The organism is Klebsiella sp. PCX, from assembly GCF_021869705.1.
Classification (GTDB): Bacteria; Pseudomonadota; Gammaproteobacteria; order Enterobacterales; family Enterobacteriaceae; genus Klebsiella; species Klebsiella quasipneumoniae.
Genome location: NZ_CP091527.1, coordinates 4,577,323 through 4,600,974, shown reverse-complemented (window position 1 = coordinate 4,600,974; position 23,652 = coordinate 4,577,323). Strand labels below are relative to the sequence as shown.

Sequence of the window (23,652 nt, the reverse complement as noted above, 5' to 3'; positions counted from 1 at the left end):
GAAAGAAACTGGATATAGAGTATCCTGACGCTGTTTTTAACACAGTTGTAATAAGAGGTTAATCCCTTGAGTGACATGGCGAAAAACCTAATACTCTGGCTGGTCATTGCCGTTGTGCTGATGTCAGTATTCCAGAGCTTTGGGCCCAGCGAGTCGAATGGCCGCAAGGTGGATTATTCTACCTTCCTGCAAGAGGTCAATCAGGACCAGGTTCGCGAAGCGCGTATCAACGGACGTGAGATCAACGTTACCAAGAAAGATAGTAACCGTTACACGACTTACATTCCGGTTAACGATCCGAAGCTGCTCGATAACCTGTTGACTAAAAACGTCAAAGTGGTTGGTGAACCACCAGAAGAGCCAAGCCTGCTGGCTTCCATCTTCATCTCCTGGTTCCCTATGCTGCTGTTGATCGGCGTCTGGATCTTTTTTATGCGGCAAATGCAGGGCGGCGGCGGGAAGGGCGCGATGTCCTTCGGCAAAAGCAAAGCCCGTATGCTGACGGAAGATCAGATCAAAACCACTTTTGCTGACGTTGCCGGGTGTGACGAAGCGAAAGAGGAAGTCGGCGAACTGGTGGAATACCTGCGTGAGCCGAGCCGCTTCCAGAAACTGGGCGGTAAGATCCCGAAAGGCGTCCTGATGGTCGGTCCTCCGGGTACCGGTAAAACGTTGCTGGCGAAAGCGATCGCTGGCGAAGCAAAAGTGCCGTTCTTTACTATTTCCGGTTCTGACTTCGTAGAAATGTTCGTCGGTGTTGGTGCATCTCGTGTGCGTGACATGTTCGAACAGGCTAAGAAAGCAGCGCCTTGCATCATCTTCATCGATGAAATCGACGCCGTCGGCCGCCAGCGTGGCGCCGGTCTTGGCGGTGGCCACGATGAACGTGAGCAGACCCTGAACCAGATGCTGGTTGAGATGGACGGCTTTGAAGGTAACGAAGGCATTATCGTTATCGCGGCGACTAACCGTCCGGACGTTCTTGACCCCGCGCTGTTGCGTCCGGGCCGTTTTGACCGCCAGGTGGTGGTTGGCCTGCCGGATGTTCGCGGTCGTGAGCAGATCCTGAAAGTGCATATGCGTCGCGTTCCGCTGGCGCCGGATATCGATGCGGCAATCATTGCTCGCGGTACCCCTGGCTTCTCCGGTGCCGACCTGGCCAACCTGGTCAACGAAGCGGCCCTGTTTGCTGCCCGCGGCAACAAACGCGTCGTCTCGATGGTTGAGTTCGAAAAAGCGAAAGACAAAATCATGATGGGTGCGGAACGCCGCTCCATGGTGATGACGGAAGCGCAGAAAGAGTCTACCGCTTACCACGAAGCGGGCCACGCGATTATCGGTCGCCTGGTGCCGGAGCACGATCCGGTACACAAAGTGACGATTATCCCGCGCGGTCGTGCGCTGGGTGTGACCTTCTTCCTGCCGGAAGGCGATGCGATCAGCGCCAGCCGTCAGAAACTGGAAAGTCAGATCTCCACCTTGTACGGCGGTCGTCTGGCGGAAGAGATTATCTACGGTCCGGAACATGTTTCTACCGGCGCGTCCAACGACATTAAAGTGGCGACGAACCTGGCGCGTAACATGGTGACCCAGTGGGGCTTCTCCGACAAACTCGGTCCGCTGCTGTATGCGGAAGAAGAGGGTGAAGTGTTCCTCGGCCGCAGCGTCGCGAAAGCGAAGCATATGTCCGATGAAACCGCGCGTATCATCGACCAGGAAGTGAAATCGCTGATTGAGCGTAACTATGGTCGTGCTCGCCAGTTGCTGAACGACAACATGGATATTCTGCACGCGATGAAAGATGCGCTCATGAAGTATGAGACCATCGATGCGCCGCAGATTGACGACCTGATGGCTCGTCGCGATGTTCGTCCGCCAGCGGGTTGGGAAGAACCAGGTTCTTCTAACAACTCTGACAACAATGGCACGCCTCGTGCGCCGCGTCCGGTTGATGAACCGCGTACGCCGAACCCGGGCAATACCATGTCAGAGCAGCTGGGCGACAAATAAGCTGCCGCTGTTGATGTCTTGTTTTAACCTTAAAACCCCGGGGCGCCCGCTCCGGGGTTTTTCTTTTTTAACCTCTTCTGTCTCAGGGATTTTGTGATGAAACTTGTAGCCCAGGGCTCAACCCTCGATCTCTCTCACCCCCACGTGATGGGTATTCTTAATGTGACGCCTGACTCCTTCTCTGATGGCGGCGCCCATAATTCGCTGATTGAGGCGGTGAAGCATGCCAATCTGATGATCAACGCCGGGGCGACCATCATTGATATCGGCGGTGAATCGACGCGGCCAGGGGCGGCTGAGGTTAGCGTGGAAGAGGAGCTTGCGCGGGTGATCCCGGTGGTGGAGGCTATCGCCCAGCGCTTTGAGGTGTGGATCTCAGTGGACACCTCCAAAGCGGAGGTTATCCGCGAATCGGCCCGAGCGGGGGCGCATATCATTAACGATATTCGTTCGCTGACCGAACCCGGCGCGCTGCAGGCTGCGGCGGAAACCGGGTTGCCGGTGTGTCTGATGCATATGCAGGGACAGCCGAAAACCATGCAGGAGGCGCCGAAGTATGAGGATGTCTTCGCCGATGTAGAGCGCTTTTTTAATGAACACATCGTGCGCTGCGAACAGGCGGGGATCGCAAAAGAAAAATTGCTGCTCGACCCGGGATTCGGTTTCGGTAAAAATCTCACCCACAATTATCAGTTGCTGGCCAGGCTGGGAGAGTTTCATCACTTTGGTCTGCCGCTGCTGGTCGGTATGTCGCGTAAGTCGATGGTAGGTCAGTTGCTGAACGTTGGGCCGTCGGAACGGCTGAACGGCAGCCTGGCGTGTGCCGTCATAGCAGCAATGCAGGGCGCGCAGATTATCCGCGTCCATGATGTCAAAGAAACGGTAGAAGCGCTGCGCGTGGTGGAAGCCACCCTCGCCGCTAAGGGAAAAAAACGTTATGAGTAACCGCAAGTATTTTGGCACCGATGGTATTCGTGGCCGCGTCGGCGATGCGCCGATCACTCCGGAATTTGTGCTTAAGCTCGGCTGGGCGGCGGGTAAAGTGTTAGCGCGCCACGGCTCGCGTAAAATTATCATCGGCAAGGATACCCGTATTTCGGGCTATATGCTGGAATCGGCGCTGGAAGCCGGGCTGGCGGCAGCGGGACTCTCTGCATCGTTCACCGGGCCAATGCCGACGCCGGCGATTGCCTACCTGACGCGCGCCTTTCGCGCCGAGGCGGGGATCGTCATCTCCGCTTCACATAACCCTTTCTACGACAACGGCATCAAGTTCTTCTCCATTGAGGGCACCAAGCTGCCTGATGATGTGGAAGAGGCGATTGAAGCCGAAATGGAGAAAGAACTCACCTGTGTGGATTCGGCTGAGCTGGGTAAAGCCAGCCGTATCGTCGATGCCGCGGGGCGCTACATTGAGTTTTGTAAAGGCACCTTTCCCAATGAACTGAGCCTCTCCACGCTGAAAGTGGTGGTGGACTGTGCGCATGGCGCAACCTACCACATCGCTCCTAATGTATTCCGCGAGCTGGGCGCCCAGGTTATCGCGATGGGCTGTGAGCCTGACGGCCTCAACATCAACGAAGAGGTCGGGGCTACCGACGTGCGGGCGCTGCAGGCGCGCGTGCTGGCGGAAAAAGCCGATCTGGGCATTGCCTACGACGGCGATGGCGATCGGGTGATCATGGTTGACCATGAAGGCAATAAAGTCGATGGTGACCAAATCCTCTACATCATCGCCCGGGAAGGGCTGCGTCAGGGACAGCTGCGCGGCGGCGCCGTCGGTACGCTGATGAGCAATATGGGCCTGGAGCTGGCGCTCAAGCAGCTAGGCATCCCGTTTGCCCGTGCGAAGGTGGGCGACCGCTATGTGCTGGAGATGCTTCAGGAAAAAGGCTGGCGCATCGGTGCGGAAAACTCCGGCCATGTGATCCTGCTGGATAAAACCACCACCGGCGATGGCATCGTCGCCAGTCTGCAGGTGGTCGCGGCGATGGTACGCAACCACATGAGCCTGCATGACCTGTGCAGCGGCATGAAGATGTTCCCTCAGCTGCTGGTGAATGTGCGCTTTACCGAGGGCAGCGGCAACCCTCTGGAGAATGAGCATGTCAAAGCGGTGACCGCAGAAGTGGAAGCGGCATTAGGTAAGCGTGGCCGCGTCCTGCTGCGTAAATCGGGTACGGAGCCGCTGATCCGCGTCATGGTGGAAGGCGAGCATGAAGATCAGGTGCACGAGTTTGCGCATCGCATCGCCGAAGCGGTAAAAAGCGTCTAAGCTTGCCGGCTAAGTGGTTAAAAAGGCGGCGCTTGCCGCCTTTTTTATGATCGAATACCGGCTTTTTGCTGTTTTTTTCTGCAGTTGATACAATGTGTCGAAATTGCCCTTGCGAAGGTCATTCGCTTTGGTTAGTATTCACACCCGCTTCAGTGGGAAACGTTAAAACGTCCCACTTTATTGGTCGAAGCACTTGGTATGCGGCGAATCCGCAAGGAACAGGTTGATTATGTACGAAGCTCTTTTGGTTGTTTTCCTTATTGTAGCGATTGGCCTCGTAGGTCTGGTTATGCTGCAGCAAGGTAAAGGCGCTGATATGGGAGCCTCCTTCGGTGCAGGCGCTTCCGGCACACTGTTTGGGTCCAGCGGTTCTGGTAACTTCATGACCCGTATGACCGGCATCCTGGCTGCGCTGTTCTTCATCATCAGTCTGGCGCTGGGTAACATCAACAGCAACAAGACCAGTAAAGGAAGTGAGTGGGATAACCTGAGCGCGCCGAAAACGGAGCAAACTCAGCCAACTGCGCCGGCTCAGCCGACCAGCGATATCCCGCACTAAGTATTCTGTACCGAGGTGGTGGAATTGGTAGACACGCTACCTTGAGGTGGTAGTGCCCTAACGGGCTTGTGGGTTCGAGTCCCATCCTCGGTACCAATATTCCAGAAGAAAGACGCTGAAAAGCGTCTTTTTTTGTTTTTGTCCCCACCGACCATTTATTATTAAACATCTCTTCGCTGGTCCCCTCCTTTTGCTGTCGTTAAAGTCGCCTCGTCAAATTAACAGAGGTGAAGTGACACAATGAACAAGATCGGGGTGCTTATCGTCGCCGGCGTGCTCGGTTTAGCGGGATGCAGTTCAACATCCCCATCCAAAACGGTGGAGACGATTAATACGCTAACCGTACCGGTATCGCACAGTGAGCCGGGGACTGCGGCGAACAATGCCCAGGCGGTGACGCGCTATTTCCAGGACAATACGGCACTGATTGGTCGCCTTAATCATTCGTTGAAAAGCCATTATTTGCAGGATGTGGAGCGCCGCGATGTGTTCGACAGACACAGCGAGGCATATCAGGTGTATGGCGCGTTGACCCGCCTGGAGCAGATGGCATCCATGAATGACGTTTACCGTAAAGAGAATAATGTTGCTGGTCTGCAGGAGATCAACCGTGTACTGAAAAGCGTGCCACTGACCAGCTGAGATGAGACAGGGACTGCCGGAAGGCAATCCCTGTGCATGGATTAAAAGCGGAAGTTAACCCCGGCATAGGCCCCGTCGGCGAGGGTGTTGTCGCGGTTGCCATCTTTCCCCGCCATATCGATATAACGATAGCCAGCTTCAATATTTAGCGACGGGAGCACGTTAAGGCGTAGCCCGGCATTAGCCTCTACATAATCATCGACGCCGCTGGACATCGAGTCCGGCGAGTAATAACCCTCACCGAAGAGCGTGAAGTACTGGCCGAGTGGGAGTTCTGCTCCGCCACCTGCGGCGATAGCGTAACCTTCATCACCGTCTTTAGGGTTCAAATAGACCCCTTTACCGCCCAGCGTCATCAGAAAGGGCCCGAGGTTAAAGTTGTAACCCATTCCCAGTCCTACGCTGTCCCCGTCATTGTCGCTGTGGGCCCACTGGGTGTTGAACGTCATGCCAGGTTCCCCGGCACCAAAGCTGGCGGACAGATTGGTAAACTCGGCGCCGGCTTCACCATGCAGGTTAACGGATGCGCAGGCAGCGCTGCTGGCCCCTAAAGCGATCATCACGGCAACCATTTTTGGAGCAATAGACTTCATTGTTGAATTCCTTCAGATAAAAAAAAGCCCGATACGGGCGTTCGGGCAAAATTAACGGGTTCTTGGATCTCATCGTTATGGTCGCTGCAGACGGCAAACAAGAGGGGTCAACTCCCGCTGCCGTTGCTCACGCCTGGCCGATTTCCGGTGGCATATCCTGAGCTGATGCAGGCCCGGCGGTTAACGCCGTGAGTGGCAGTCTGCTGGTTGAGCTCAGGGACATGTTGTCCACCGGTAAATTCAGGAACTCAGCATAAAATTTTTCTTTTTTTACCGTTAGCGTTTATTGATTTAAATTTAAACATTTTCAACAGTAAGGTGAATAACGACAAAAAGATGGTGACGGGCGCGGGTTAGAATTTTTCCGGAAGCGAGGCGATACTTTGCAAATAACCGCCGCGGGCAAAGGCAATATAACCGCCTTTCTTTAAGGCTGACAAGACATTGAGAATACTGCTGCGCGACAGATGGGTCCGGTCCTGAATATATTCCAGAATAGACACGCGCTGCCGGGTCTCTTCGGTTAAGAGCATCATTTCCAGCAGATGGTTACGGATCACCGAATAGGTTCGCTGCTGCAGGACCAGATCGTCACGATATACCATATACGAGGTATGATAAGCCAGCAGGCTGGTGACTTCTTCCCACAGGTTGTGCTGACGGAATAGCGCCGACGCCAGGTCATAATCGATACGCAGCAGTTCGGAAGAGACCTCCGCCCGCAGACTATGGCTGCGGCTGGGTTGCAGCATTTCCGCCACGCCGAACAGATGCGGCTCATAGACGGTAACCATCAATAGCTTGTCGGAATTACGAATAATCGACAGCTCGCCTTTTTTAAAAATAAAGAGTTGGGTCTTACCTTTATATTCCCACGTTAGTCTTTTTCTGGCGATCGCGTTAACGGGCGTCGCGTGTGGCTCAAGCACATCGATCAGTCGGTCAATGGCCTTTTGCGGCCTGATCGGCGGTTTAATATTCATGATGTTTATCACCAGATATGAATTAATCAATTGAGGCTATTATAGTCAACAATTTTGCCGGCCGGGTGATAAGGAAAAAATGCCTCTTTTCGATTTTTCTGCTGCTAACTGGTAACAAAAAATAAAAAGCCGGCGGAGAGCCGCCGGCAGAGAGAGTAAACATCGTCAGGCGATTATTTGCCTTTGTTTTCCAGATTTTCAACCTGCGGTAAACCCGTCGCTGAGGAGGCGCTCAGCAGGCCAGACTGCGCATAACCGAACAGCTTCTCGCGGGTATCGGTGATATCCAGATTACGCATGGTCAGCTGGCCGATACGGTCTTCAGCGGTAAACATGGAATCGCCTTTTTCCATGGTCAGGCGCTCTGCTTTATAGGTCAGGTTGTCTGATACCGTATTGAGGATCGAGTAGTCATTGCCGCGACGCAGCTCAAGGGTGACTTCGCCGGTGATCTGGCTGGCGACCCAGCGCTGCAGCGAATCACGCAGCATCAGCGCCTGGGAATCGAACCAGCGGCCCTGATACAGCAGACGGCCCAGCTGGCGACCGTGAGCATGATACTGCTCGATAGTATCTTCGTTATGAATACCGGTCAGCAGACGCTCGTAGGCGATATGCAGCAGCGCCATCCCCGGGGCTTCATAAATGCCGCGGCTTTTCGCTTCGATAATGCGGTTTTCGATCTGGTCGCTCATGCCCAGGCCGTGACGACCGCCGATGCGGTTGGCTTCCAGCATCATTTCAACGTCATCGGCGAAGGTTTTGCCATTCAGCGCCACCGGGTGGCCTTGCTCAAAGCGTACGGTGACTTCTTCCGCAGGGATCTTCACGTTTTCGTCCCAGAACTTCACGCCCATAATCGGGTTGACGATCTTGACGCTGGAATTCAGAAACTCCAGATCTTTCGCTTCGTGGGTAGCGCCGAGCATGTTGGAGTCGGTGGAATAGGCTTTCTCGACCGACATCTTGTAGTCAAAGCCGCAGGCGATCATAAATTCGGACATTTCGTGACGGCCGCCGAGTTCATTGATGAAATCGCTGTCCAGCCACGGTTTGTAGATCTGCAGTTCAGCGTTGGTCAGCAGGCCGTAGCGATAGAAACGTTCGATATCGTTGCCTTTATAGGTGCTGCCATCGCCCCAGATGTTAACGCCGTCTTCTTTCATTGCCGCTACCAGCATGGTGCCGGTGACCGCGCGGCCCAGCGGCGTGGTGTTGAAATAGGTCAACCCGCCAGTGGTGTTATGGAAAGCGCCACACTGAATCGCGGCGATCCCTTCTGCGACCAGCTGTTTGCGGCAGTCGATCAGACGGGCACCTTCGGCGCCGTACTCTTTCGCGCGGCGCGGAATAGCATCGTAGTCGTCTTCGTCCGGTTGACCCAGGTTAGCGGTATATGCATAAGGCACGGCGCCTTTTTTGCGCATCCATAACAGCGCGGCGCTGGTATCCAGTCCACCAGAGAAAGCGATACCAATACGTTGACCAACCGGGAGATGCTTGAGAATCGTCGTCATAAAATAAAACCCTGCTCGATAGACTGTGGTGAGTTCGACCCAACAACCTTAACTGCATTTTTATGCATTAATTGTGAGTATTCATTTAACCATCTTTTACTGGCGACAGGAAGGGCTTCATCATCTTTTTGCTAAAAAAGCCTGAAATACCAGCACAAACGGCAATCGGGGGCGCTAAAATGCATGTTGACAAAATATACTAGTTGCCGTTACAATTCATCCCGATTTTATGTCCCGTCTTCGGTACCAAATCCCAGCAGTATTTGCGTCTTTTGCTCAAAAAGAGTAAAATATGCCACGTTTCAGGCGCGGGGTGGAGCAGCCTGGTAGCTCGTCGGGCTCATAACCCGAAGGTCGTCGGTTCAAATCCGGCCCCCGCAACCACTTTCCCATTAAGTACTTTTTCAAATATACTGTGAGGACTAGGTGTCCTTCGTAGCCGAATTTGAAAGAATTCTTGCGGAAGGTGTTCCAGATCGCCATGGCGATCTCAGGGTTCAGTTATCTAAAGCCCCGATTTATCGGGGTTTTTTGTTATCTGACTTCAGAATAACTGGGCTATACGCCCTTTTTTTATGTCTTGGGGGTGGGTTTGTCCACATTAGAGCAAAAATTGACAGAGATGCTCACTGCGCCGGTTGAAGCGCTTGGCTTTGAGCTGGTCGGCATCGAATTTATTCGCGGTCGCACATCCACACTGCGCATCTATATTGATAGTGAAGATGGCATCAACGTTGATGATTGTGCTGATGTGAGCCACCAGGTAAGCGCCGTCATGGATGTCGAAGACCCGATCACTGTCGCTTACAACCTGGAAGTCTCTTCGCCTGGTCTCGACCGTCCGATGTTCACCGCCGAACACTATCAACGTTTCACTGGCGAAGAAGTTGCGCTGGTGCTGCGCATGGCGGTTCAGAACCGTCGCAAATGGCAGGGCATTATCAAAGCGGTAGACGGTGAAATGATCACGGTAACCGTCGAAGGCAAAGATGAAGTGTTCGCGCTGAGTAACATCCAGAAGGCGAACCTGGTTCCCCACTTTTAACAGTCTGGATTGAGGTGAAAGGCCCCGATGAACAAAGAAATTTTGGCTGTTGTTGAAGCCGTTTCCAACGAAAAAGCGCTGCCGCGTGAGAAAATTTTCGAAGCGCTGGAAAGCGCGCTGGCAACGGCCACCAAGAAAAAATACGAACAAGAGATCGACGTTCGCGTTGAAATCGACCGTAAGAGCGGCGATTTCGACACTTTCCGTCGCTGGCTGGTTGTAGAAGAAGTGACCCAGCCGACGCGCGAGATCACGCTGGAAGCCGCGCGTTTCGAAGATGAAAGCATGAACGTCGGTGACTACGTCGAAGATCAGATTGAGTCTGTCACTTTCGACCGCATCACCACCCAGACCGCTAAACAGGTTATCGTGCAGAAAGTTCGCGAAGCCGAGCGCGCAATGGTGGTCGATCAGTTCCGCGAGCACGAAGGTGAGATCATCACCGGCGTGGTGAAAAAAGTGAACCGCGACAACATCACTCTGGATCTGGGCAACAACGCTGAAGCCGTGATCCTGCGTGAAGATATGCTGCCGCGTGAGAACTTCCGCCCGGGCGACCGCATTCGCGGCGTACTGTACGCAGTCCGTCCGGAAGCGCGTGGCGCCCAGCTGTTCGTGACCCGTTCCAAACCTGAGATGCTGATCGAACTGTTCCGCATCGAAGTGCCGGAAATCGGTGAAGAAGTGCTGGAAATCAAAGCGGCGGCTCGCGATCCGGGATCTCGTGCCAAAATCGCGGTGAAAACCAACGACAAGCGTATCGACCCGGTTGGCGCTTGCGTCGGTATGCGCGGCGCGCGCGTGCAGGCGGTTTCCACTGAGCTGGGCGGCGAGCGTATCGATATCGTCCTCTGGGATGATAACCCGGCGCAGTTCGTGATTAACGCTATGGCGCCGGCAGACGTCGCGTCCATCGTGGTGGATGAAGATAAACACACCATGGATATCGCGGTAGAAGCGGGCAACCTGGCGCAGGCGATTGGCCGTAACGGTCAGAACGTCCGCCTGGCCTCGCAGCTTAGCGGCTGGGAACTCAACGTGATGACCGTTGACGATCTGCAGGCTAAGCACCAGGCGGAAGCGCATGCCGCTATCGATACCTTCACCAAATATCTCGATATTGATGAAGATTTCGCGACAGTGCTGGTTGAAGAAGGCTTCTCCTCGCTGGAAGAGCTGGCCTATGTGCCGATGAAAGAACTGCTGGAAATCGACGGTCTGGATGAAGCCACCGTTGAAGCACTTCGTGAGCGTGCGAAAAACGCACTGACTACGCTGGCGCTGGCTCAGGAAGAAAGCCTGGGAGATAACAAACCTGCCGATGATCTGTTGAATCTCGAAGGTCTGGATCGTGCCCTGGCATTCAAACTGGCTGCCCGTGGTGTTTGTACGCTGGAAGATCTCGCCGAGCAGGGCGTTGATGACCTGGCTGATATCGAAGGGATGACCGACGAGAAAGCTGGCGAGCTCATCATGGCCGCTCGCAACATTTGTTGGTTCGGCGACGAAGCGTAATAAACTGTAGCAGGAAGGAACAGCATGACAGATGTGACTATTAAAGCGCTGGCCTCAGAGATTCAGACCTCTGTGGATCGCCTGATACAGCAATTTGCTGACGCAGGCATCCGCAAAACGGCTGATGATTCTGTGACCTCGCAAGAGAAACAAACTTTGTTGACGCACCTGAACCGTGAGCATGGTTCGGCGCCAGACAAGCTGACGTTACAGCGTAAGACGCGCAGTACGTTGAATATTCCAGGTACCGGTGGAAAGAGTAAATCGGTACAAATCGAAGTCCGCAAGAAACGCACCTTTGTGAAACGCGATCCGCAAGAGGCTGAACGCCTGGCCGCGGAAGAGCAGGCGCAGCGTGAAGCGGAAGAGCAGGCCCGTCGTGAAGCTGAAGAAGCAGCGAAACGCGAGGCGCAATTAAAAGCTGAACGTGAGGCCGCAGAACAAGCTAAACGTGAAGTCGCTGATAAAGCGAAACGTGAAGCTGCGGAAAAAGACAAAGTGAGCAATCAACATACCGACGAAATGACCAAAACCGCCCAGGCTGAAAAGATCCGTCGCGAGAACGAAGCCGCGGAACTGAAGCGCAAATCGGAAGAAGAAGCACGCCGCAAACTTGAAGAAGAAGCGCGCCGTGTAGCGGAAGAAGCACGCCGTATGGCAGAAGAAAACGAAAAAAATTGGTCTGAAACTTCAGACAGCCCGGAAGACACCAGCGACTATCACGTCACCACGTCACAGCATGCTCGTCAGGCTGAAGATGATAACGATCGTGAAGTCGAAGGCGGTCGCGGCCGCAGCCGCAGCAGCAAAGCGGCGCGTCCGGCGAAGAAAGGCAACAAACACGCTGAATCGAAAGCCGATCGTGAAGAAGCCCGTGCGGCCGTTCGCGGCGGTAAAGGCGGTAAGCACCGTAAGGGTTCTGCTCTGCAGCAGGGCTTCCAGAAGCCGGCGCAGGCCGTTAACCGTGACGTGGTGATCGGCGAAACCATCACCGTTGGCGAACTGGCTAACAAGATGGCGGTGAAAGGTTCTCAGGTCATCAAAGCGATGATGAAGCTGGGCGCCATGGCGACCATCAACCAGGTCATCGACCAGGAAACCGCACAGCTGGTTGCCGAAGAGATGGGCCACAAAGTTATCCTGCGTCGTGAAAACGAGCTGGAAGAAGCGGTAATGAGCGACCGTGACACCGGCGCGGCGGCTGAACCGCGCGCACCGGTTGTGACCATCATGGGTCACGTTGACCACGGTAAAACCTCGCTGCTGGACTATATTCGTTCTACTAAGGTTGCCTCCGGCGAAGCGGGTGGTATTACCCAGCACATCGGTGCTTACCATGTAGAAACCGACAACGGCATGATCACCTTCCTGGATACCCCGGGCCACGCCGCGTTTACCTCCATGCGTGCTCGTGGTGCGCAGGCGACGGATATCGTGGTTCTGGTGGTGGCGGCAGACGACGGCGTGATGCCGCAGACTATCGAAGCTATCCAGCACGCCAAAGCGGCGCAGGTGCCGGTGGTAGTTGCGGTGAACAAGATCGATAAGCCTGAAGCCGATCCGGACCGCGTGAAGAATGAACTGTCCCAGTACGGCATCCTGCCGGAAGAGTGGGGCGGCGAGAGCCAGTTCGTCCACGTCTCCGCGAAAGCCGGTACCGGTATCGACGACCTGCTGGACGCGATCCTGCTGCAGGCTGAAGTCCTCGAGCTGAAAGCGGTCCGTAACGGGATGGCGAGCGGCGCAGTGATCGAATCCTTCCTTGATAAAGGTCGTGGTCCGGTTGCTACCGTTCTGGTTCGCGAAGGTACTCTGCACAAGGGTGATATCGTTCTGTGCGGCTTCGAATACGGCCGTGTGCGTGCGATGCGTGACGAACTGGGTCGCGAAGTGCTGGAAGCGGGTCCGTCCATTCCGGTGGAAATCCTCGGCCTGTCCGGTGTGCCGGCTGCCGGTGACGAAGTGACCGTGGTTCGTGACGAGAAAAAAGCGCGTGAAGTGGCGCTGTATCGTCAGGGCAAATTCCGTGAAGTTAAGCTGGCGCGTCAGCAGAAATCTAAACTGGAAAACATGTTCGCTAACATGACCGAAGGCGAAGTTCACGAAGTGAACATCGTGCTGAAAGCTGACGTACAGGGTTCTGTCGAAGCGATTTCCGATTCCTTACTGAAACTGTCTACCGACGAAGTGAAAGTGAAGATCATCGGTTCCGGCGTAGGTGGTATCACCGAAACCGACGCCACCCTGGCTGCAGCATCCAACGCGATTCTGGTTGGCTTCAACGTTCGTGCCGATGCCTCTGCGCGTAAAGTTATCGAAGCGGAAAGCCTGGATCTGCGCTACTACTCCGTCATCTATAACCTGATCGACGAAGTGAAAGCGGCGATGAGCGGTATGCTGTCTCCGGAACTGAAACAGCAGATCATCGGTCTGGCTGAAGTGCGCGATGTCTTTAAATCGCCGAAATTCGGCGCCATCGCGGGCTGTATGGTTACCGAAGGGACCATCAAACGTCACAACCCAATCCGCGTGCTGCGTGACAACGTGGTTATCTATGAAGGCGAGCTGGAATCCCTGCGCCGCTTCAAAGATGACGTTAACGAAGTCCGTAACGGCATGGAATGTGGTATCGGTGTGAAGAACTACAACGACGTTCGCGTTGGCGATATGATCGAAGTGTTCGAAATCATCGAAATCCAGCGTAGCATCGATTAATCATCGGATGGCTAAGCCGCCGGGGAAGCGAAGCGCCACCCGGCAATCATTTTAAAAAGGGGCTTTAGGCCCCTTTTTTGTCTTTATTCTGGAGAATTTATTATGGCGAAAGAATTTGGTCGCCCGCAGCGCGTGGCCCAGGAGATGCAAAAAGAGATTGCGATTATCCTGCAGCGTGAAATCAAAGACCCGCGTCTGGGCATGATGACCACCGTTTCCGGTGTGGAAATGTCCCGTGACCTGGCCTATGCCAAGGTGTATGTCACCTTCCTCAACGACAAAGATGAAGCCGCGGTGAAAGCGGGCATCAAAGCGTTGCAGGAAGCCTCTGGCTTTATCCGCTCTCTGCTGGGGAAAGCGATGCGCCTGCGCATCGTGCCGGAGCTGACCTTCTTCTACGATAACTCACTGGTGGAAGGGATGCGCATGTCCAACCTGGTCACCAGCGTGGTGAAACACGACGATGAGCGTCGTGTGAACCCGGACGACAGCAAGGAGGACTGATGAGTCGTCCTCGTCGTCGCGGCCGCGACGTGCACGGCGTATTGCTGCTGGATAAGCCTCAGGGCGCCTCCAGCAACGATGTGCTGCAGAAAGTAAAGCGTATATATAACGCCAACCGCGCCGGACACACCGGCGCGCTGGATCCGCTGGCGACCGGCATGCTGCCGATCTGCCTTGGCGAAGCGACTAAGTTTTCCCAATACCTGCTGGATTCCGATAAGCGCTACCGCGTGATCGCCAAACTTGGCCAGCGCACCGATACCTCCGATGCCGACGGCCAGGTGGTGGAAGAGCGCCCGCTGACCTTTAGCGACGAACAGCTGGCGGCGGCGCTGGACAGCTTCCGCGGCGAAACGCAGCAGGTGCCGTCGATGTACTCGGCGCTGAAATATCAGGGCAAGAAGCTGTACGAGTATGCCCGTCAGGGGATTGACGTCCCGCGGGAATCCCGGCCGATTACCGTCTATGAGCTGCTGTTTATCCGCCACGAAGGCGATGAGCTGGAGCTGGAGATCCACTGCTCGAAAGGCACCTACATCCGGACGATTATCGATGATTTAGGTGAGAAGCTCGGCTGCGGCGCGCACGTGATTTTCCTGCGTCGCCTGGCGGTGAGCAAATACCCGGTTGAGCGGATGGTAACCCTCGAGCAGCTGCAGGCGCTGGTCGATCAGGCGGCGGCGCAGGATATTCCTGCCGCGCAGCTGCTCGATCCGCTGCTGATGCCCATGGACAGCCCGGCCTCGGACTATCCGCTGGTGACCATCCCGGAGACCTCCGCGGTCTACTTTAAAAACGGCAACCCGGTACGTCAGTCAGGCGCGCCGCTTAACGGGCTGGTACGGGTGATGGAAAGCGAATCCGGCAAGTTTCTCGGCATGGGCGAAATTGACGATGAAGGCCGCGTGGCGCCGCGTCGTCTGGTGGTGGAATACCCGGCGTAAGCGCTTTTCTTGCGATAAAAGCCTGCTACGAGTAGAATATCGCCGCTTAACGTCCGCTAAAGTGTTTTAACATTTTCGGGCGTTGCATCAGGGGTCGCTGAATTAGAGATCGGCACCCTTTCTTTCTTTTAATTTCTGGAGTTCTAAAATGTCTCTAAGCGTTGAAGCTAAAGCAAAAATCGTTTCTGAGTTTGGTCGTGGCGAAAACGACAGCGGTTCTACCGAAGTTCAGGTTGCACTGCTGACTGCACAGATCAACCACCTGCAGGGCCACTTTGCAGAGCACAAAAAAGATCACCACAGCCGTCGTGGTCTGCTGCGCATGGTTTCTCAGCGTCGTAAACTGCTCGACTACCTGAAACGTAAAGATGTTGCACGTTACTCCGCGCTGATCGAGCGTCTGGGTCTGCGTCGCTAATTCTGCGAGTTTCAGAAAAAGGGGCCTGACGGCCCCTTTTTTCGACCGGGCGGCAGCAATTCATTCAAAACTCATGTATTGTTGCTAGTAATGATCTTCATGCAGAGGTTCGCGCGGCTAATGAGAGGCTTCATCCGCAGGGGCGGGTAAAGGTTGTCATTAGTCGCGAGGATGCAGAGGATCGGGTCAATAGACGCTATGTCGTAGATATGGCGTGATTTATAGATAAAAAGGATAGAATTTTGCTTAATCCGATCGTTCGTAAATTCCAGTACGGCCAGCATACCGTGACCCTGGAAACCGGCATGATGGCGCGCCAGGCAACGGCCGCTGTGATGGTTAGCATGGATGACACTGCGGTATTCGTGACCGTTGTGGGCCAGAAAAAAGCGAAGCCAGGCCAGGACTTTTTCCCGCTGACGGTTAACTACCAGGAGCGTACCTACGCTGCCGGTAAAATCCCGGGTGGTTTCTTCCGTCGTGAAGGCCGCCCAAGCGAAGGCGAAACCCTGATCGCGCGTCTGATTGACCGCCCGGTTCGCCCGCTGTTCCCGGAAGGCTTCGTTAACGAAGTACAGGTTATCGCCACCGTTGTTTCCGTTAACCCGCAGGTTAACCCGGATATCGTCGCGATGATCGGCGCTTCCGCAGCGCTGTCCCTGTCTGGTATTCCGTTCAATGGCCCAATCGGCGCCGCGCGCGTGGGTTACATCAACGACCAGTACGTACTGAACCCGACCCAGGAAGAGCTGAAGTCCAGCAAACTGGATCTGGTGGTGGCCGGTACCGAAGCGGCCGTACTGATGGTGGAATCCGAAGCGGAACTGCTGAGCGAAGACCAGATGCTGGGCGCGGTGGTCTTTGGCCACGAGCAGCAGCAGATTGTTATCCAGAACATCAACGACCTGGTGAAAGAAGCCGGTAAACCACGTTGGGACTGGCAGCCGGAAGCCGTCAACGAAGCGCTGAACGCGCGCGTTGCTGCGCTGGCTGAATCCCGCCTGAGCGATGCTTACCGTATCACCGACAAACAAGAGCGTTACGCTCAGGTTGATGTGATCAAATCTGAAACCATCGCTACGCTGGTTGCAGAAGATGAAACCCTGGACGCTAACGAACTGGGTGAAATCCTGCACGCTATCGAGAAAAACGTGGTTCGTAGCCGCGTGCTGGCCGGTGAGCCGCGTATCGATGGTCGCGAAAAAGATATGATCCGTGGTCTGGACGTTCGTACCGGCGTTCTGCCGCGTACTCACGGTTCCGCACTGTTCACCCGTGGCGAAACGCAGGCGCTGGTTACCGCGACGCTGGGTACCGCACGCGATGCGCAGAACATCGATGAACTGATGGGCGAGCGTACCGACTCCTTCCTGTTCCACTACAACTTCCCTCCGTACTCCGTAGGTGAAACTGGCATGGTGGGGTCTCCGAAGCGTCGTGAAATCGGTCACGGTCGTCTGGCTAAGCGCGGCGTTCTGGCCGTGATGCCGACTATCGAAGAATTCCCGTACACCGTACGGGTGGTGTCTGAAATCACCGAATCTAACGGCTCTTCTTCCATGGCTTCCGTCTGCGGTGCCTCTCTGGCGCTGATGGACGCTGGTGTGCCGGTGAAAGCCGCCGTGGCGGGTATCGCCATGGGTCTGGTGAAAGAAGGCGACAACTTCGTCGTGCTGTCTGACATCCTCGGTGACGAAGACCACCTTGGCGATATGGACTTCAAAGTAGCGGGTTCCCGCGACGGTATCTCTGCGCTGCAGATGGATATCAAAATTGAAGGTATCACCAAAGAAATCATGCAGGTTGCATTGAACCAGGCTAAAGGTGCGCGTCTGCACATCCTGGGCGTGATGGAGCAGGCGATTAACGCGCCGCGCGGCGATATCTCTGAATTCGCACCGCGTATCCATACCATCAAGATCAACCCGGACAAGATCAAAGACGTTATCGGTAAAGGCGGTTCTGTTATCCGTGCCCTGACCGAAGAGACCGGTACCACCATCGAAATCGAAGATGACGGTACCGTGAAGATCGCAGCGACTGACGGCGACAAAGCACAGCATGCTATCCGTCGTATCGAAGAGATCACCGCTGAGATCGAAGTTGGCCGTATCTACAATGGTAAAGTGACCCGTATCGTTGACTTTGGCGCGTTCGTTGCCATCGGCGGCGGTAAAGAAGGTCTGGTTCACATCTCGCAGATCGCTGACAAGCGCGTTGAGAAAGTGACTGACTACCTGCAGATGGGTCAGGAAGTGCCGGTTAAGGTTCTGGAAGTTGACCGCCAGGGCCGTGTCCGTCTGAGCATCAAAGAAGCAACTGAACAGACTCCGTCTGCCGCAGCGCCGGAAGTTCCGGCTGCCGAGCAGGGCGAGTAAGGTTGCCGTTAGCCCTCCGCTTTTGCGGAGGGCGTTTTACGGGCAGGACGCCTCGTTTGCAGCCGGGGAACAGGACGTTCATCCAATCGTTGTCTTCGGGAGTGGGAAATGAAGCCTTTTTTGCGCTGGTGTTTCGTGGCGACAGCTCTCACGCTGGCAGGATGCAGTAGCACCGCCTGGCGTAAGGACGCCGTCCTCGCAGTACCATTGCAACCGACTTTACAGCAAGAAGTGATTCTGGCACGTATGGAACAAATTCTTGCCAGTCGGGCTTTATCCGATGACGAACGCGCACAGCTTTTATATGAGCGCGGAGTGTTGTATGATAGTCTCGGTCTGAGGGCATTAGCGCGAAATGATTTTTCACAAGCGCTGGCAATCCGACCCGATATGCCTGAAGTATTCAATTACTTAGGTATTTACTTAACGCAGGCAGGCAATTTTGATGCTGCCTATGAAGCGTTTGATTCTGTACTTGAGCTTGATCCAACTTACAACTACGCGCACTTGAACCGCGGTATCGCCCTGTATTACGGCGGCCGGGCTAAGTTAGCGCAAGATGATCTGCTGGCGTTTTATCAAGACGATCCCAATGATCCTTTCCGTAGCCTGTGGCTTTATATCGCCGAGCGTAAACTCGACGAGAAGCGGGCGCTTGAAGCACTCAGAGAGCGCTTAGACAAGTCGGACAAAGAGCAATGGGGATGGAACATTGTCGAGTTCTACCTTGGCGACATTAGCGAAAAAGAGCTGATGACTCGTCTGAAGGCAGACGCAACGGATAACACCTCGCTCGCTGAGCATCTCAGTGAAACCAACTTCTATTTAGGTAAGTACTACCTAAGTCTGGGGGACAAGGACAGCGCTACGGCACTGTTCAAACTGGCGGTCGCCAACAACGTACATAACTACGTTGAGCACCGATACGCATTGTTGGAATTATCGCTCTTGGGCCAGGAGCAAGATGACCTGGCAGAATCGGACCAGCAATAGCTGACGAACACATCAGCCCATAGTTTTTTGCTTGCCATCACCTTCGCGGGTGAGGGCGTTGTTGTTCGTTAATACACCTACTTTGAGCCGGTTCACACTTTTCAATGAAAATTACCGTAAATTTTCACGATGAGTTATGTAGACTGGCCGCCATTAATTTTGAGGCACACGTACTACATGGCTGAATTCGAAACCACTTTTGCAGATCTGGGCCTGAAGGCTCCTATCCTTGAAGCGCTTAACGATCTGGGTTACGAAAAACCATCTCCGATCCAGGCTGAGTGCATTCCGCATCTGCTGGACGGCCGCGACGTTCTGGGTATGGCCCAGACCGGTAGCGGTAAAACCGCAGCGTTTTCTTTACCGCTGCTGAACAACATCGATCCTGAGCTGAGAGCACCACAGATCCTGGTGCTGGCGCCGACCCGCGAGCTGGCGGTACAGGTTGCTGAAGCAATGACGGAATTCTCTAAACATATGCGCGGCGTAAACGTGGTTGCCCTGTACGGCGGCCAGCGTTATGACGTGCAGCTGCGCGCCCTGCGTCAGGGTCCGCAGATTGTTGTCGGTACCCCGGGTCGTCTGCTGGACCACCTGAAGCGCGGCACCCTGGACCTCTCTAAACTGAGCGGTCTGGTACTGGATGAAGCAGATGAAATGCTGCGCATGGGCTTTATCGAAGACGTAGAAACCATTATGGCGCAGATCCCGGAAGGGCATCAGACCGCGCTGTTCTCCGCCACCATGCCGGAAGCGATCCGTCGCATTACCCGCCGCTTTATGAAAGAGCCGCAGGAAGTGCGTATTCAGTCCAGCGTGACCACTCGTCCGGACATCAGCCAGAGCTACTGGACTGCCTACGGTATGCGTAAAAACGAAGCGCTGGTGCGTTTCCTGGAAGCGGAAGATTTTGATGCGGCGATTATCTTCGTCCGTACCAAAAACGCGACCCTGGAAGTGGCTGAAGCGCTGGAGCGTAACGGCTACAACAGCGCGGCGCTGAACGGCGACATGAACCAGGCGCTGCGTGAGCAGACCCTGGAGCGTCTGAAAGACGGTCGTCTGGATATCCTGATTGCGACTGACGTGGCAGCCCGTGGTCTGGACGTTGAACGTATCAGCCTGGTGGTGAACTACGACATCCCGATGGATTCTGAATCCTACGTTCACCGTATCGGTCGTACCGGTCGTGCGGGCCGCGCGGGCCGCGCGTTGCTGTTCGTTGAGAACCGTGAACGTCGTCTGCTGCGCAACATCGAACGTACGATGAAGCTGACCATCCCGGAAGTGGAACTGCCGAACGCAGAGCTGCTGAGCAAGCGTCGTCTGGAAAAATTCGCCGCGAAAGTCCAGCAGCAGCTGGAAAGCAGCGATCTGGACCAGTACCGTGCGCTGCTGGCGAAAATCCAGCCGACGGCGGAAGGCGAAGAGCTGGACGTGGAAACGCTGGCTGCCGCGCTGCTGAAAATGGCCCAGGGCGAACGCTCGCTGATCGTGCCGCCGGATGCGCCGATGCGTCCGCGTCGTGAGTTCCGTGACCGTGACGATCGCTTCGAGCGTCGTGGCGACCGCAACGATCGCGCTCCGCGTGGCGATCGCGAAGATCGTCCGAAGCGTGAGCGTCGTGACGTAGGCGATATGGAACTGTATCGCATTGAAGTGGGTCGCGATGACGGTGTTGAAGTGCGTCATATCGTTGGCGCGATCGCTAATGAAGGCGATATCAGCAGCCGCTACATCGGTAACATCAAGCTGTTCGCTTCTCACTCCACCATCGAACTGCCGAAAGGGATGCCGGGCGAAGTGCTGCAGCACTTTACTCGTACCCGCATCCTGAACAAGCCGATGAACATGCAGCTGCTGGGCGATGCGCAGCCGCGCACCGAACGTCGTGGCGGTGGTGAACGTCGTGAAGGCGGTCGTAGCTTCGGCGGTGAGCGTCGTGAAGGCGGTCGTGGCTTCGGTGGCGAGCGTCGTGAAGGTGGTCGTGGTGATGGTCGTCGTTTCAGCGGCGAACGTCGTGAAGGCCGTGCGCCGCGTCGTGACGATGCATCCGCGCCGCGCCGCGATGACTCTGCCGGTCGCCGTCGCTTCGGTGGCGATGCATAATTAACGCAGCCCGCTAGCGTAAACTAAATAATACAGCCCCGATCGTCATGATTGGGGCTTTTTTTATTTCTTTTGTACTCGTGTACTGGTACAGTGCTTCGCACCCATCGTGGGAAAGTATTTTTGACTGGAGATTTCGGTAAATGGCGACACTAACCACTACGGCAACCCGTCCGTCCCTGTTTGGCGGCGTGGTGATCATCGGCGGCACGATTATCGGCGCGGGTATGTTCTCGCTGCCGGTGGTGATGTCCGGCGCGTGGTTTTTCTGGTCGCTGGCGGCGCTGGTTTTCACCTGGTTCTGCATGCTGCACTCCGGTCTGATGATCCTCGAGGCCAACCTTAACTACCGGATCGGCTCCAGCTTCGACACCATTACCAAAGACCTGCTCGGCAAGGGCTGGAACCTGGTCAACGGCGTGTCGATCGCCTTTGTGCTGTATATCCTGACCTACGCCTATATTTCAGCCAGCGGCTCGATACTACATCATACGTTTAGCGAGATGTCGCTGAACGTGCCGGCGCGGGCGGCGGGTTTTGGCTTTGCGCTGCTGGTGGCATTTATCGTCTGGATGAGCACCAGGGCGGTGAGCCGCATGACGGCTATTGTGCTCGGCGCCAAGGTGATCACTTTCTTCCTGACCTTTGGCAGTCTGCTGGGGCACGTCGAGCCGACGACGCTGTTTAACGTTGCGGAAAAGAACGCCTCCTATGCGCCATATCTGCTAATGACGCTGCCGTTCTGCCTGGCCTCGTTTGGCTACCACGGCAATGTGCCGAGCCTGATGAAATACTACGGCAAAGATCCACGCACCATTATCCGCTGCTTAACCTACGGTACGCTGCTGGCGCTGGGTCTGTACGTGGTCTGGCTGCTGGTGACGATGGGCAATATCCCGCGTCCGCAGTTTATCGACATCGCGCAGAAGGGCGGCAATATTGATGTGCTGGTGCAGGCCCTGAGCGGGGTGCTGAACAGCCGGAGCCTGGATCTGCTGCTGGTGGTATTCTCTAACTTTGCCGTCGCCAGCTCGTTCCTTGGCGTCACGCTGGGGCTGTTCGACTACCTGGCGGATCTGTTTGGTTTTGACGACAGCGCGCTGGGGCGCTTTAAAACTGCGCTGCTGACATTTATTCCGCCGATGATGGGCGGGCTGGTGAAACCCGATGGCTTCCTCTACGCCATCGGCTATGCCGGCCTGGCGGCGACGATCTGGGCGGCGATTGTACCGGCGCTGCTGGCTCGCGCCTCGCGTAAACGCTTCGGCAGCCCACAGTTCCGCGTATGGGGCGGAACACCGATGATTGTGCTGATCCTACTGTTTGGCCTTGGCAATGCGGTTGTACACATTCTGTCGAGCGTTAATCTGCTGCCGGTTTACCAGTAAGAGGCTTACCCGGTGGCGCGACGTCCACCGGGCCTGGATTTTGATTAACCCAACAATTCCTCTTTCACCTGCATCGCTAAATCGAAAGAATGCAGCCGCGCCTGGTGGTCGAAGATCTGGCCATTGACCATGATTTCGTCCGCCTCGGTTTCCCGCATAATCGACTCTAAGCCGTGGCGGACTTTAGTTTTATCACCCACCAGCGACATGCGCAGCGCCTGCTGCACGCCATACTGCTCGGACGCTGACCACAGCTGATGCATATTTTCCACCGGCGGCGGCAGCTGTCCGGTTTCGCCGCGACGCAGCTTCACAAACGCCTGCTGCATGGAAGTGAAGAGAAACTCCGCATCGCGGTTGCTGTCGGCGGCGATGATATTGATGCACACCATGGCATACGGTTTTTCCAGCCGCGCGGAGGGCGTAAAGTTGCTGCGATACAGGTGCAGGGCCTGGAACAGCATATCCGGCGCGAAGTGCGAGGCGAATGCGAACGGCAAACCGAGCTGCGCCGCCAGCTGGGCGCTGTAGAGGCTTGAACCCAGCAGCCACACCGGAATGCGCTCCCCGTAGCCGGGAACCGGGCGCACGTGCGGGTTCGGATCGCGGGCGTCAAACCAGTCCACCAGTTCCCCCACGTCGCGCGGGAAGTTATCGACATCGCCGCTCATATGGCGACGCAGGGCGCGCATGGTGGGCTGATCGCTGCCCGGCGCGCGGCCAAGGCCGAGGTCTATACGCCCGGGATAGAGGGTGTTCAGGGTGCCGAACTGCTCGGCGATCACCAGCGGCGAATGGTTGGGCAACATCACGCCACCGGAACCCAGATGCAGGGTAGTGGTATTGGCGGCGAGATAGCCAATCAGCACCGAGGTCGCTGCGCTGGCAATGCCGACCATATTGTGGTGCTCCGCCAGCCAGTAGCGGTGATAACCGCGCGATTCGGCCAGCCGGGCGAGATCCAGAGAGTGGGTAAAGGCTTCTTTGGCAGAAGATCCTTGCGGGATCGGCGCCAGATCGAGCACCGAGAACGGAACAGATTTGTCAGTCATAAAGGCTCACTT

Annotated in this window: 20 protein-coding genes and 2 tRNA genes; 18 read left to right on the top strand and 4 right to left on the bottom strand. The window is 55.5% G+C overall.

Annotation, left to right across the window (positions count from 1 at the left end; all coding sequences use genetic code 11):
• The first annotated feature begins 75 nt into the window (after window positions 1-75).
• The 6 genes from ftsH (at window position 76) to GQR96_RS21960 (ending at window position 5,486) form a co-directional block, all read left to right on the top strand.
• Window positions 76-2,010 carry an ATP-dependent zinc metalloprotease FtsH gene (gene ftsH, locus GQR96_RS21985; protein ID WP_004206183.1) on the top strand — a complete coding sequence of 645 codons (1,935 nt, stop codon included), beginning with the start codon at window positions 76-78 and terminating at the stop codon, window positions 2,008-2,010.
• A gap of 96 nt (window positions 2,011-2,106) precedes the next feature.
• Entirely contained in the window at window positions 2,107-2,955 is an 849-nt protein-coding gene (gene folP / locus GQR96_RS21980) for a dihydropteroate synthase (protein ID WP_004206182.1), read from the top strand.
• Entirely contained in the window at window positions 2,948-4,285 is a 1,338-nt protein-coding gene (gene glmM, locus GQR96_RS21975; protein WP_004206179.1) for a phosphoglucosamine mutase, read from the top strand. Before folP ends, glmM begins: the two co-directional genes overlap by 8 nt.
• Window positions 4,286-4,514: 229 nt before the next feature.
• Window positions 4,515-4,844, top strand: coding sequence for a preprotein translocase subunit SecG (gene secG, locus GQR96_RS21970; RefSeq protein ID WP_002918369.1), 330 nt, complete (start codon window positions 4,515-4,517; stop codon window positions 4,842-4,844).
• 9 nt (window positions 4,845-4,853) lie between these two features.
• Window positions 4,854-4,940, top strand: a tRNA-Leu gene (locus tag GQR96_RS21965).
• A gap of 297 nt (window positions 4,941-5,237) precedes the next feature.
• The gene (locus GQR96_RS21960; protein WP_072206933.1) at window positions 5,238-5,486 is read left to right on the top strand and encodes a hypothetical protein; all 249 of its coding nucleotides are present in this window, start codon (window positions 5,238-5,240) and stop codon (window positions 5,484-5,486) included.
• Window positions 5,487-5,527: 41 nt separating this feature from the next.
• Here the strand turns inward: GQR96_RS21960 and GQR96_RS21955 are convergent, their stop codons facing one another.
• The 3 genes from GQR96_RS21955 to argG form a co-directional block, all read right to left on the bottom strand.
• Window positions 5,528-6,079, bottom strand: coding sequence for a YfaZ family outer membrane protein (locus GQR96_RS21955; protein WP_032456656.1), 552 nt, complete (start codon window positions 6,077-6,079; stop codon window positions 5,528-5,530).
• 353 nt (window positions 6,080-6,432) lie between these two features.
• Window positions 6,433-7,062, bottom strand: a complete 630-nt coding sequence (locus GQR96_RS21950; RefSeq protein WP_004206175.1) for a winged helix-turn-helix transcriptional regulator — start codon at window positions 7,060-7,062, stop codon at window positions 6,433-6,435.
• 173 nt (window positions 7,063-7,235) lie between these two features.
• Entirely contained in the window at window positions 7,236-8,579 is a 1,344-nt protein-coding gene (gene argG / locus GQR96_RS21945; protein ID WP_004144895.1) for an argininosuccinate synthase, read from the bottom strand.
• Window positions 8,580-8,886: 307 nt separating this feature from the next.
• On the opposite strand from argG, the gene GQR96_RS21940 reads away from it, so the two are divergent.
• From GQR96_RS21940 to mtr, 12 genes are all read left to right on the top strand, one after another.
• Window positions 8,887-8,963, top strand: a tRNA-Met gene (locus tag GQR96_RS21940).
• Between the two features lie 208 nt (window positions 8,964-9,171).
• Window positions 9,172-9,624 (top strand): ribosome maturation factor RimP, encoded by a 453-nt coding sequence (gene rimP / locus GQR96_RS21935; protein WP_002918364.1) that lies wholly within the window; start codon window positions 9,172-9,174, stop codon window positions 9,622-9,624.
• Window positions 9,625-9,651: 27 nt separating this feature from the next.
• The gene (gene nusA, locus GQR96_RS21930) at window positions 9,652-11,139 is read left to right on the top strand and encodes a transcription termination factor NusA (RefSeq protein WP_002918252.1); all 1,488 of its coding nucleotides are present in this window, start codon (window positions 9,652-9,654) and stop codon (window positions 11,137-11,139) included.
• A 24-nt stretch (window positions 11,140-11,163) separates the two neighbouring features.
• Window positions 11,164-13,854: a translation initiation factor IF-2 gene (infB, locus tag GQR96_RS21925; protein ID WP_004206173.1), complete on the top strand. Its 2,691-nt coding sequence runs from the start codon at window positions 11,164-11,166 to the stop codon at window positions 13,852-13,854.
• A gap of 102 nt (window positions 13,855-13,956) precedes the next feature.
• Window positions 13,957-14,358: a 30S ribosome-binding factor RbfA gene (gene rbfA / locus GQR96_RS21920; RefSeq protein ID WP_002918248.1), complete on the top strand. Its 402-nt coding sequence runs from the start codon at window positions 13,957-13,959 to the stop codon at window positions 14,356-14,358.
• Window positions 14,358-15,302 (top strand): tRNA pseudouridine(55) synthase TruB, encoded by a 945-nt coding sequence (gene truB, locus GQR96_RS21915; RefSeq protein ID WP_017899913.1) that lies wholly within the window; start codon window positions 14,358-14,360, stop codon window positions 15,300-15,302. The genes rbfA and truB overlap by 1 nt, the downstream gene beginning before the upstream one ends.
• Window positions 15,303-15,450: 148 nt before the next feature.
• Window positions 15,451-15,720: a 30S ribosomal protein S15 gene (rpsO, locus tag GQR96_RS21910; RefSeq protein ID WP_002918244.1), complete on the top strand. Its 270-nt coding sequence runs from the start codon at window positions 15,451-15,453 to the stop codon at window positions 15,718-15,720.
• A 242-nt stretch (window positions 15,721-15,962) separates the two neighbouring features.
• Window positions 15,963-18,098: a polyribonucleotide nucleotidyltransferase gene (gene pnp, locus GQR96_RS21905; protein ID WP_004206170.1), complete on the top strand. Its 2,136-nt coding sequence runs from the start codon at window positions 15,963-15,965 to the stop codon at window positions 18,096-18,098.
• Window positions 18,099-18,206: 108 nt separating this feature from the next.
• Window positions 18,207-19,091, top strand: a complete 885-nt coding sequence (nlpI, locus tag GQR96_RS21900) for a lipoprotein NlpI (RefSeq protein WP_004206169.1) — start codon at window positions 18,207-18,209, stop codon at window positions 19,089-19,091.
• A gap of 104 nt (window positions 19,092-19,195) precedes the next feature.
• On the top strand, window positions 19,196-19,276 hold the full coding sequence (gene yrbN / locus GQR96_RS21895) for a protein YrbN (RefSeq protein ID WP_085903200.1): 81 nt from the start codon (window positions 19,196-19,198) through the stop codon (window positions 19,274-19,276).
• Window positions 19,269-21,200, top strand: a complete 1,932-nt coding sequence (gene deaD / locus GQR96_RS21890) for an ATP-dependent RNA helicase DeaD (protein ID WP_004206168.1) — start codon at window positions 19,269-19,271, stop codon at window positions 21,198-21,200. The genes yrbN and deaD overlap by 8 nt, the downstream gene beginning before the upstream one ends.
• 143 nt (window positions 21,201-21,343) lie before the next feature.
• A complete protein-coding gene (mtr, locus tag GQR96_RS21885) occupies window positions 21,344-22,588 on the top strand; it encodes a tryptophan permease (protein WP_004206167.1) in 1,245 nt (414 codons plus the stop codon).
• A 44-nt stretch (window positions 22,589-22,632) separates the two neighbouring features.
• On the opposite strand, the gene GQR96_RS21880 is transcribed toward mtr, so the two are convergent.
• Window positions 22,633-23,640 (bottom strand): luciferase-like monooxygenase, encoded by a 1,008-nt coding sequence (locus GQR96_RS21880; protein WP_065878028.1) that lies wholly within the window; start codon window positions 23,638-23,640, stop codon window positions 22,633-22,635.
• Window positions 23,641-23,652 lie beyond the last annotated feature (12 nt).

Bases quoted from the DNA above. Each gene is read 5' to 3' on its own strand.
- ftsH (WP_004206183.1), top strand. From the start codon at position 76: ATGGCGAAAAACCTAATACTCTGGCTGGTCATTGCCGTTGTGCTGATG.
- folP (WP_004206182.1), top strand. From the start codon at position 2,107: ATGAAACTTGTAGCCCAGGGCTCAACCCTCGATCTCTCTCACCCCCAC.
- glmM (WP_004206179.1), top strand. From the start codon at position 2,948: ATGAGTAACCGCAAGTATTTTGGCACCGATGGTATTCGTGGCCGCGTC.
- secG (WP_002918369.1), top strand. From the start codon at position 4,515: ATGTACGAAGCTCTTTTGGTTGTTTTCCTTATTGTAGCGATTGGCCTC.
- GQR96_RS21955 (WP_032456656.1), bottom strand. From the start codon at position 6,079: ATGAAGTCTATTGCTCCAAAAATGGTTGCCGTGATGATCGCTTTAGGG.
- GQR96_RS21950 (WP_004206175.1), bottom strand. From the start codon at position 7,062: ATGAATATTAAACCGCCGATCAGGCCGCAAAAGGCCATTGACCGACTG.
- argG (WP_004144895.1), bottom strand. From the start codon at position 8,579: ATGACGACGATTCTCAAGCATCTCCCGGTTGGTCAACGTATTGGTATC.
- nusA (WP_002918252.1), top strand. From the start codon at position 9,652: ATGAACAAAGAAATTTTGGCTGTTGTTGAAGCCGTTTCCAACGAAAAA.
- infB (WP_004206173.1), top strand. From the start codon at position 11,164: ATGACAGATGTGACTATTAAAGCGCTGGCCTCAGAGATTCAGACCTCT.
- rbfA (WP_002918248.1), top strand. From the start codon at position 13,957: ATGGCGAAAGAATTTGGTCGCCCGCAGCGCGTGGCCCAGGAGATGCAA.
- truB (WP_017899913.1), top strand. From the start codon at position 14,358: ATGAGTCGTCCTCGTCGTCGCGGCCGCGACGTGCACGGCGTATTGCTG.
- rpsO (WP_002918244.1), top strand. From the start codon at position 15,451: ATGTCTCTAAGCGTTGAAGCTAAAGCAAAAATCGTTTCTGAGTTTGGT.
- nlpI (WP_004206169.1), top strand. From the start codon at position 18,207: ATGAAGCCTTTTTTGCGCTGGTGTTTCGTGGCGACAGCTCTCACGCTG.
- yrbN (WP_085903200.1), top strand. From the start codon at position 19,196: ATGAAAATTACCGTAAATTTTCACGATGAGTTATGTAGACTGGCCGCC.
- deaD (WP_004206168.1), top strand. From the start codon at position 19,269: ATGGCTGAATTCGAAACCACTTTTGCAGATCTGGGCCTGAAGGCTCCT.
- mtr (WP_004206167.1), top strand. From the start codon at position 21,344: ATGGCGACACTAACCACTACGGCAACCCGTCCGTCCCTGTTTGGCGGC.
- GQR96_RS21880 (WP_065878028.1), bottom strand. From the start codon at position 23,640: ATGACTGACAAATCTGTTCCGTTCTCGGTGCTCGATCTGGCGCCGATC.